The 8,649-nt window shown below is 32.6% G+C and carries 10 protein-coding genes, 1 rRNA gene and 1 pseudogene; 8 read left to right on the top strand and 4 right to left on the bottom strand.

Going from position 1 to position 8,649, the window contains the following annotated elements; translation table 11 throughout:
* Window positions 1-88, top strand: a 5S ribosomal RNA gene (gene rrf / locus WBY99_RS06790); the annotation flags it as partial.
* A 295-nt stretch (window positions 89-383) separates the two neighbouring features.
* On the opposite strand, the pseudogene WBY99_RS06785 reads toward rrf, so the two are convergent.
* Window positions 384-761, bottom strand: a pseudogene (locus WBY99_RS06785) (IS982 family transposase); the annotation flags it as partial.
* 421 nt (window positions 762-1,182) lie between these two features.
* Window positions 1,183-1,497, bottom strand: a complete 315-nt coding sequence (locus WBY99_RS06780) for a hypothetical protein (RefSeq protein WP_423975574.1) — start codon at window positions 1,495-1,497, stop codon at window positions 1,183-1,185.
* A 143-nt stretch (window positions 1,498-1,640) separates the two neighbouring features.
* Between WBY99_RS06780 and WBY99_RS06775 the strand changes: the two genes are divergently transcribed.
* Entirely contained in the window at window positions 1,641-2,198 is a 558-nt protein-coding gene (locus WBY99_RS06775; RefSeq protein ID WP_423975573.1) for an RNA polymerase sigma factor, read from the top strand.
* 207 nt (window positions 2,199-2,405) lie between these two features.
* A complete protein-coding gene (locus WBY99_RS06770) occupies window positions 2,406-2,738 on the top strand; it encodes a zinc ribbon domain-containing protein YjdM (RefSeq protein WP_423975572.1) in 333 nt (110 codons plus the stop codon).
* A 213-nt stretch (window positions 2,739-2,951) separates the two neighbouring features.
* On the opposite strand, the gene WBY99_RS06765 is transcribed toward WBY99_RS06770, so the two are convergent.
* Window positions 2,952-3,884 carry a sulfate/molybdate ABC transporter ATP-binding protein gene (locus tag WBY99_RS06765; protein WP_423975571.1) on the bottom strand — a complete coding sequence of 311 codons (933 nt, stop codon included), beginning with the start codon at window positions 3,882-3,884 and terminating at the stop codon, window positions 2,952-2,954.
* A 78-nt stretch (window positions 3,885-3,962) separates the two neighbouring features.
* Between WBY99_RS06765 and WBY99_RS06760 the strand changes: the two genes are divergently transcribed.
* From WBY99_RS06760 to WBY99_RS06750, 3 genes are all read left to right on the top strand, one after another.
* The gene (locus WBY99_RS06760) at window positions 3,963-4,622 is read left to right on the top strand and encodes a YceI family protein (protein WP_423975570.1); all 660 of its coding nucleotides are present in this window, start codon (window positions 3,963-3,965) and stop codon (window positions 4,620-4,622) included.
* Window positions 4,623-4,703: 81 nt separating this feature from the next.
* The gene (locus tag WBY99_RS06755) at window positions 4,704-5,087 is read left to right on the top strand and encodes a hypothetical protein (protein ID WP_423975569.1); all 384 of its coding nucleotides are present in this window, start codon (window positions 4,704-4,706) and stop codon (window positions 5,085-5,087) included.
* Window positions 5,074-5,367 carry a hypothetical protein gene (locus WBY99_RS06750; RefSeq protein ID WP_423975568.1) on the top strand — a complete coding sequence of 98 codons (294 nt, stop codon included), beginning with the start codon at window positions 5,074-5,076 and terminating at the stop codon, window positions 5,365-5,367. Before WBY99_RS06755 ends, WBY99_RS06750 begins: the two co-directional genes overlap by 14 nt.
* A 33-nt stretch (window positions 5,368-5,400) precedes the next feature.
* Here the strand turns inward: WBY99_RS06750 and msrA are convergent, their stop codons facing one another.
* Complete coding sequence (msrA, locus tag WBY99_RS06745) at window positions 5,401-6,057, bottom strand: peptide-methionine (S)-S-oxide reductase MsrA (RefSeq protein ID WP_423975567.1); 657 nt, start codon at window positions 6,055-6,057, stop codon at window positions 5,401-5,403.
* A gap of 345 nt (window positions 6,058-6,402) precedes the next feature.
* Here msrA and WBY99_RS06740 point away from each other — a divergent pair, with 345 nt between their 5' ends.
* Together WBY99_RS06740 and WBY99_RS06735 are read left to right on the top strand one after the other, a co-directional pair.
* The gene (locus WBY99_RS06740; protein ID WP_423975566.1) at window positions 6,403-7,992 is read left to right on the top strand and encodes a T9SS type A sorting domain-containing protein; all 1,590 of its coding nucleotides are present in this window, start codon (window positions 6,403-6,405) and stop codon (window positions 7,990-7,992) included.
* A gap of 100 nt (window positions 7,993-8,092) precedes the next feature.
* A partial coding sequence (locus WBY99_RS06735; protein ID WP_423975575.1) for an alanine--tRNA ligase-related protein occupies window positions 8,093-8,649 on the top strand: 557 nt, incomplete at its 3' end.

The following is an 8,649-nucleotide window of genomic DNA, read 5'->3' as shown; positions in this document are numbered from 1 at the left end:
GGCTCACCTGTTCCCATTCCGAACACAGAAGTTAAGCCCTCTAGCGCCGATGGTACTGCTAACGCGGGAGAGTAGGTCGCCGCCAGTTTTTTTAAACCTCAATCATTTATTTGATTGAGGTTTTTTTGTGAAATAAACTCAGAGAATAAAGCTCATCAATTTAGTTTGATAAGCTTTATTTGTGCAATAAACTCAGCGGGATAATTGTAAAATGCCAATAAAGAATGAAGATGGATCAAGAGCAAAACTTGGGGGCTAGGCAAAAAGTTTTGCTAATCTGAAGAGGAAAAATGCTGGGTCAGTGACAAAACTTGGCGACTAAGCATAATTTGAAGGAAAATTTCGACTTTATCTTTATGATGAGCTGCATCAAGGTGGGAAATATTTTTGCAAACTCTGATTGGTGTGCTATCTACAAAAAATATTCCTGTGCAAGTTCCTAAACAACAGGTTTTTGCAAACATTGTGATCGGCATCAATGCATACTGTATTAATTCGACAAATTGGTTATAGGAAACAGTTTGCGAGAAATATTGTATCATATGTTTTTGGACATAATAGATGTAAAAATGTTTAAAAGTCCAAAAACCACTCAGATGGAAAAAGTAGCGTTATGGGGATAACTTCAGAAGCGCTTGTTCTGGGTTTCTTTTTTGGTTAGTTTCCAAGTGGGCAAGGTTCGGATAATTTTCAAAATCTTTACAAAGCTCGTCAACAATCGAATAGATATCCCTAATTCTATCAAAAACAAACCATAAAATAAGATCTAGTTAAGTTATAGATTTTCAATAACTTAAAGATACTGATGTTTACCTTTTATTGCGATTTCTTTATTATAAATTAGCAATCGAACTCAGGTAATAAGGTTGTTCTCACAGATGAAGGGTATAGAGGGGAAATAATAGCACATGTGAAAAATCGTTTGGTCATTTAATCAATATCGTACTCAGGAGTGATGACAAGAAAACAAGCTTTAAGCCCATTTTCAGGAGATGGATTGTAGAACTCACCTTTTCCTAGTTTGATAACGATAGAAGACCATGTATCAATTTTGACCCCTCATAGGAAACTCTGAAAATAAGGACAAATTATCAGCTATAAAACTATTATGAATAAAACTAAAATATTCTTATTAAATTGATTTCTCCTTAAATTATTATGTCCAAGTTAGCACTATTATTGTTATGCTAAAAACTCAATCTCTTTATCTTTGAAATCATTGTTTTCAACTAATTTCTGCATGGTTTTTAATGTTTTTTTACGAAGTTTTGCGATTCTACGAACGTTTTTGTCTTCGCTGTAATCAAAAATACTATCTTCAAAAGAAAAAGTATCCCCTTTTTTAAATTCGATTTTATTATCTTTTAACTCCTTTAGTAACATTAAGTTAGTCATCGTTTCTAATAATACGTGTTCAGTTTTTGCCAATTCTTCTAACGATTTTAAAACCTGCTTTTTATATTTTTTATTAGATTTATCCATTTTATTATAATTCATATGTTCTTGAGTTCTTTGCAATTGATATTATTAAACCAATTAATTTTATTGATGCAAGTTAAGATTTTAAAATAAGTTTATCAAGATAATTTCTCAACTATTCAGCCGAAGTTTATATTGCAATTTCTTATCTTTGTTTCCCCATGAAGAATACAGACCTTTTGACACTGATTTCTTTGGCTAAAAATAAAAATCAGAAAGCACAGACCCAACTCATTAATTTATATTGGGTTGATGTATTCAGTTTTGTAATGAAAAAAGTACAAGATGAATATGTTGCAGATGAAATCACGGTTTCGGTTTTTTCTAAAGTATTGGCAAAGCTGGATCTATTTGACCCTAACTTTCAGTTTAAAACCTGGATTCTTACCATCGCACAAAATTCAATCATCGATTACTGGCGAAAAAAATCCCGAGAAAATGAAGATTCTACAGATAATTTCGACGGCTTCAAAAATCACTTGGCACTTTCTCCAGAAGAGCTTCTGATTTCCGAAGAAGATCAAAAACAAATTTTATCCATCATTGAAAGTTTAGATTCTAATTATAAGGAGATTATTCAGCTTCGGTTCTTTGAAGAAAAAAGTATTAAAGAAATCGCCGAGGAACAGAATATAACCGTCGCCAATACGAAAGTTAGGATTATGCGCGCTAAAAAATTACTTGCTGAATTGCTCAAAAACAAAGAGTTTGAAAATTAAAAGTAAAGTTCGCTGGAATAATCTATATTTAAATTTAGGAATTCATGACAAAAAATTTCTACTACAAATTAAAGGTTCTACAAAAGCAAAAGCAATAAAAGAAAAAAGATGTTTTAAATAACTCAAATCTAGATATTTGTCTAGTTCAAGGTCTCCTTAAACTTGTAATCTCCCTATTTTAATAATATCTTTGTGAAAATTATAATTATGAGCGATACAATAGTTTGTCCGAAATGCCAATCAGAATTCACTTATGAGCAAGATGGTAAAATGGTTTGTTCTCAATGTTTCCATGAATGGACGCCAGGTGAAACCGCTGATGAAGACAAAATTCTAGATGCCCACGGACAAGAATTACAAAATGGAGATTCTGTAGTAGTGATTAAAGATCTACCAGTAAAAGGAGCGCCAAAACCAGTAAAAGCTGGAACAAAAGTAAAGAATATTAGATTACGTCCAGATAGCGATCACAATATAGATTGCAAAATCGACGGTTTTGGTTCAATGGCGCTGAAATCTGAATTTGTGAAAAAAGCATAAAAAAAAGGAAAAATGTGGATAGGGTTCCGTTTCGAAGACTAGTCGTACAAAGGAATTGTACTAATTTCGTCTCAGGGGCAGAAAGAGAATTAACCAAAAATTTCCTTACGTTTTGAATAACAAAGCTAGGAATTATTTTCAAAAGATAAAAATCAACTGACAAAAGTCAAGTATCAATTCGCAACCGCTGAACTGGCTTGGCTTTTTTCTTTTTTAAAGATTGATTTTAAGAGATCCTTCAATTTTTTCTGGAGTGTAAATAACCAGTTTTTTACCGTTCAAAGATATTTTATTCCAAAAATAACTTCCAGAAAAACGACTTTCCAAAACTTGAACTTTTTTTCCTTCTTCTGAAATTTTGATTTCGTGTGGATACCAGAAATTTTTAGAAAGATTGAAGGCGATTTTTTCTTCGTCTGAAAAAACATTTACTTCGCCAAAAAGAGAAGCGACGTATTGATTATAAGGGTTATTGTAGGTTTCTTCTGCGTTGTCATTTTGAATTAATCGACCTTCTTGCAAGACAATAATCTGATCCAGCCACGGCATTACTTCCTGAATTTCATGCGTAGAAATGAGGAGTGAAATTTTCTTTTCCCGAACGTAATTAAATAACCGTTCGCGCAATTCTATTTTTCTGGAAAAGTCGATATTGCTAAAAGGTTCATCGAGTAATAAAAGTTGCGGCATTACCGAAAGTGCTCTTGCGATGGCAACTCTTTGCATTTGCCCACCACTCAAATATTTGGGTAAAGTATTTTCGAATTCTTCGAGTCCGACTACAGTCAGAAGTTCCTGTACTCTTTCTTTTTTCTCTTTTAAATTAATATTAGAAATAAACTTCCCCACATTATCGGCAACAGTAGAATAGGGCATCAAATCGTAATTTTGAGCAACCAATTTCATATTCTCTTCGCCAGGAACTAAATTTTTAGTCGGACCCAAAATTGGTGAACCATTAAAAATGATGTCCCCTTTTTCCCATTCCAGAAGTCCATAAATTAAATTGAGAAGTGTCGATTTTCCACAACCACTTTCGCCTGCTAGAGCGATGATTTTTCCTTCTTCAACTTTAAGGTTAAAATTCTGAAAAAGCCTTTGGTCTGGGCGATGGGAGAAAAATAAATTCTTGATTTCTAATAGCATATTGCAAAAATAACATATTTGTCTCTAATAAAGATATTTTTGTTATTTTAGCCAAAACAATTTAATTAAAGTTATTTAATGATGAAATCAATTACTAATTCAGTTTTCTTTGCGCTTTTTTCAGCAATTGTAATCGTATCATGCGGAAAGGATAAGCCTTTAACAAGCGAAGTTACCGAAGTCTCTACCACCAATCACGGTGCGATTTATGAACTCGATACTTTAAACAGTAGAATTGAATGGAAAGGATACAAAGTGCTAAAGTCCGAACAGTCTAGTCATTTTGGAATTATTAATTTCGAAAGTGGTGATTTAACGGTGAAAGATGGAATTCTGGAAAGTGGTAAATTCGTGGCAGATATGAATTCATTGACCTCGGTTGATTTAAAAAATGATCCCGAACAATCAGGAAAATTAATTGGGCATTTGAAAAGCGGCGACTTCTTTGAAGTAGATAAATTTCCGACCGCTTCTTATGAAATTACCAAAGTTTCTGCGAATACTTCAGGAGATTATAACACTTTATTAGACGGGAATTTAACCATCAAAGGAATTACAAAACCAGTTCAGTTTAATGCAAATGTTTCGGTGAAAAACGGCGAAGTAAGTATTGCAACCGAACCGAAAGATATTAAAAGAGAAGATTTTGGCGTAAAATTTCAAGTTCCTTTGGCAAACGGAGTAATTAAAGATGAAGTGAATCTTCAGATTTTGGTGAAAGCTTTGGAAAAGAAATAAAAGCTTTTTCATTTTAAGATAAGCAATCCGTCTCAGAAATTTTTTTGGGACGGATTTTTTTTACTTAAATTTACTTTAATAATGAAAACAAGTTTAACTAAAAAATATTACGTTCCCGGATTAATAAGCGCAATACTAATTCCGCTGGTTTTTTGGTATTATGGAAATAGAAAATTAAACGAACCGATTCCTAATGTAATGGATTTGGGGATTCCAGCGAAATATAATCCAAATGATCCTATGAGTCAGCGAACTACTCTTGAGTCTTTTAGGAATTGGGATTATAAGAAAATCATCGTCAAACCCAATGAAGCCAAAAAGAATTCTAAGTATTACGTTTCGGAACTCAAGAAACTTCAGCAAGAAAATAAAAAAGAAACAGGAATTGAATTTATCTTAAATGATAATAATTCTTACGGCAATTTTGCTTCTATTTTAAATGATTTTCATATTGCTAAAACATGAAGTTTATGGTGTTGATATGGAGAAAACAGGACATGTTTTTGCGTTAGTAGATTACAAAGATGTACACGCAAAAACTGAACAAATTGAATGTTTGCTATGTAATGATCTTATTGTAACCTATGTTGATGAGCGTTCGTTGGTTGAAAAAATATTTATGCCAGGTATTTTTGAAAAATATAAAGTGTTATTAAAAACATTAACTAAAGAATCATTATATCTCATTTTCGGATTTTTAATATTCTTAAATATTTCAATGTTAAACATCAAAAAATTCCTATAAAAAAAGGTTGCCTTTCGACAACCTTAAAATTTATTATTTCGCTTTCGGAAGCGGATTCGCATTTCTCGCTTCTTCAAATACAGAGAATGGAATGTGGCAATATCCACCCGGATTTTTATCCAAATAATCTTGGTGATAATCTTCAGCTTTGTAGAAATTCTTCAAAGGAATGGTTTCTACAACAACCGGTTTTTTATAGTTTTTAGCCAATTTTGCAACTTCAGTTTTTACAACGGCTTCAGTAGCTGCATCGGTAGAATAAATTCCGCTTCTGTAATTATCTCCGGTGTCATTTCCTTGTCGGTCTAAAACAGTAGGGTCAATCGATTTAAAAAACAGATTGATTAAAAGTGGTAAACTTACTTGGTCTGCATCATATTTTACTTTTACCGTTTCCGTAAAACCGGTTGTATGACTGATTACCTGCTCGTAAGTCGGGTTTTTTGTTTTTCCGTTTGCGTACCCAACTTCTGTTGCAACAACGCCTCTTACCAATTGAAATAGATGTTCGGTTCCCCAAAAACATCCGCCGGCAAAATAGATTTCTTTAATGTTTTTACCTTCCATATTCGTTTCGGGTTTTTGATTTTCTTCAGCAGTTTGTATTTTGGATTTGCTACACGAAAACGTAGTTGCCGCAAAAATACCAACTCCAAAGATAAATGCCAAGAGTGTTAAAATATTTTTCATTTTTTTCTTACTATTTTTTTTCATGATTTTTTTGAATTAATTTTATTATACATACAAATATTAGGCTGAAATTTAAATGAGTTAAAAGCAATTTTCTATCGCTAACATTTCATAAATTAAGAATTAAATCTTACAACCTTATATACGAGAACTATTTAAATAGAGTTTGCTTTGAAATAAAAATTTTCAGCTGGAGTTTTGAAGATTATTTTAAAAAAAATCTATTTTGGTTTAGAATTATTGGGGTAACTGAGCATTGTAAAACGAAAATTTATTTTATCTGCCTAAATATTATCAGTATTAAAAATAAAGTAAATTTGTGGAAACTACTTAATTCATCAAACTATGAAATTCAATCCCATCTGCGTTATTATAACCCTTCTATGCACTTTTGTCCAGTTTTCGGCGCAGGTTTCTAAAGGAAGTCAACCGAAAAGCTGGGAATTACAAAATGTGCAAAATATTGAACCAATTGATTTACCATCTTTTGACTTAAAAGCAGTTCAAATTGAAGATCAAATAAATGATAATAACGATAATATTCCTTATCGTTTTGGATATAAATTTGAGGTTAATTACAGTCTTGAAAATTCAGGAAGTTGGGAAACCTTGTCCAATGGAGATAGAATCTGGAGAATTCGGTTTTTTTCGGGTGCTGCTAAAAGTTTAAATTTTATTTTCGAAGATTTTTTCATTCCACTTGGTGCTAATTTATTTGTATATAATAATGACAGAACCGATCTTTTAGGAGCTTACACTTTTACTCAAAATAATAAAAATAAAACCTTAGGAACTTGGCTTGTAAAAGGAGACGATATTATTTTGGAGTATTTTGAACCTGCAGCTCAAGTTGGAAAAGGTTCATTTGTAATAAAAAATATAACACACGGTTATCGTTCAGGCGGTAATTTGAATTCTTCGAATGATTGTAATATTGATGTTAATTGCTCAATAGGAAGCGATGCGGATCCTTTGAAAAATGTAGTAAAGAAATCTGTTGCTTTAGTTTTAGTGAATGGAGCTGCGATGTGTTCTGGAGCTTTAATAAACAATACTGCCAATGATAGAAAACCTTATTTTTTAACAGCAGAGCATTGCTATTCTGATCCGGCAACTTGGGCGTTTAAGTTTAACTGGATTAGTTCAAATACGGTTTGTGCAACATCAGAAGATAGTGTTAGTAATGCAGATTATCATACCATTAGCGGTGCAACTTTAAAAGCGAAGAATGGAGCTATGGATTTTTGTCTTGTAGAAATTAATTCAGAAATCCCTTTGGAATGGGAAACCGTTTGGTCGGGTTGGGACAGAACTAATTTAATTTCTCCCTGGGTTTTCGGAATTCATCATCCTGCAGGAGATATCATGAAAACGTGTAGAGACAGTGAACCTGTCATGTCAAACAATATGTGGTTAATTAATAATTGGGAAATGGGAATTACGCAGGCTGGCTCATCAGGTTCACCTTTATTTAATAGTGAAAGGCGGATTATAGGTCAGCTTTGTTGTGGCGAAAGTTTTTGTGACGGAAACGTATATCAAGGTGGTTACAATCGTTATGGACGATTTGATGTTTCTTGGAATGGCGGTAACACCCCAAGTACGAGACTTAAAGATTGGTTAGATCCGATAAATTCGGGAGTTATAGTCTTAGATTCTTACCCGATTTCAAATTTGGAAGCCGTCGAAAAACATTCGAATCAAATTAAAGTTTATCCTAATCCTTCTAAAGATATTTTTATGATTGATTTGCAAAATTTAAATAATATCGTCGACTTTGAATTAATTAATGTTGTTGGTACTTTGGTTGAACAAGGGAAATTTAAGAAGAAAATTAATGAAGTAAATCTTTCAAAGCAACCGAATGGAATATATCTAATAAAAATAATAAAGGGGAAAACCCTAATTAAAACATTTAAATTACTGAAACAATAATATGTTCGAATATTTATCAATTCACGAAAACATTATTCGACAGTCCTATTAAAAATCATTAAATTTGCCAACTTATATATACGCTAAAGCCAATTCAATCATGACTTCACAAGAAATAAGACAGCAATTTTTAGACTATTTTAAAAGTAAAAACCACCTTATCGTTCCTTCCGCACCCATCGTGTTGAAAGACGATCCTACTTTGATGTTCTCGAACTCGGGAATGACTCAGTTTAAAGATTATTTTTTAGGTTACAAACAACCAAAAGCACCAAGAATTGCCGACACGCAAAAATGTTTGAGAGTTTCCGGGAAACACAATGATTTGGATGATGTGGGTCGCGACACTTATCACCACACGATGTTTGAAATGTTGGGAAACTGGTCTTTTGGTGATTATTTTAAAAAAGAAGCCATCGGTTTTGCTTGGGAATTGTTGACCGAAGTTTATAAAATTCCGAAAGAAAATTTATATGTAACAATTTTTGAAGGCGATGCTTCCGAAAATTTAGATCGCGATAACGAAGCCTATAATTTCTGGAAATCTCATATCGACGAAAGCAGAATTATCAACGGAAATAAAAAAGATAATTTCTGGGAAATGGGCGAAAGCGGACCTTGCGGACCATGCTCTGAAATCCATATTGATATTCGTTC

The organism is Kaistella sp., assembly GCF_049588135.1.
GTDB lineage: Bacteria > Bacteroidota > Bacteroidia > Flavobacteriales > Weeksellaceae > Kaistella.
The sequence above is the reverse complement of the archived record's forward strand: the minus strand, read 5'-3'. Positions and strand labels throughout refer to the sequence as shown.

What these genes read in the sequence shown, in the direction of transcription:
- WBY99_RS06780 (WP_423975574.1), bottom strand. Translation starts at nt 1,497, where the DNA reads ATGAATTATAATAAAATGGATAAATCTAATAAAAAATATAAAAAGCAG.
- WBY99_RS06770 (WP_423975572.1), top strand. Translation starts at nt 2,406, where the DNA reads ATGAGCGATACAATAGTTTGTCCGAAATGCCAATCAGAATTCACTTAT.
- WBY99_RS06775 (WP_423975573.1), top strand. Translation starts at nt 1,641, where the DNA reads ATGAAGAATACAGACCTTTTGACACTGATTTCTTTGGCTAAAAATAAA.
- msrA (WP_423975567.1), bottom strand. Translation starts at nt 6,057, where the DNA reads ATGAAAAATATTTTAACACTCTTGGCATTTATCTTTGGAGTTGGTATT.
- WBY99_RS06760 (WP_423975570.1), top strand. Translation starts at nt 3,963, where the DNA reads ATGATGAAATCAATTACTAATTCAGTTTTCTTTGCGCTTTTTTCAGCA.
- WBY99_RS06765 (WP_423975571.1), bottom strand. Translation starts at nt 3,884, where the DNA reads ATGCTATTAGAAATCAAGAATTTATTTTTCTCCCATCGCCCAGACCAA.
- WBY99_RS06740 (WP_423975566.1), top strand. Translation starts at nt 6,403, where the DNA reads ATGAAATTCAATCCCATCTGCGTTATTATAACCCTTCTATGCACTTTT.
- WBY99_RS06755 (WP_423975569.1), top strand. Translation starts at nt 4,704, where the DNA reads ATGAAAACAAGTTTAACTAAAAAATATTACGTTCCCGGATTAATAAGC.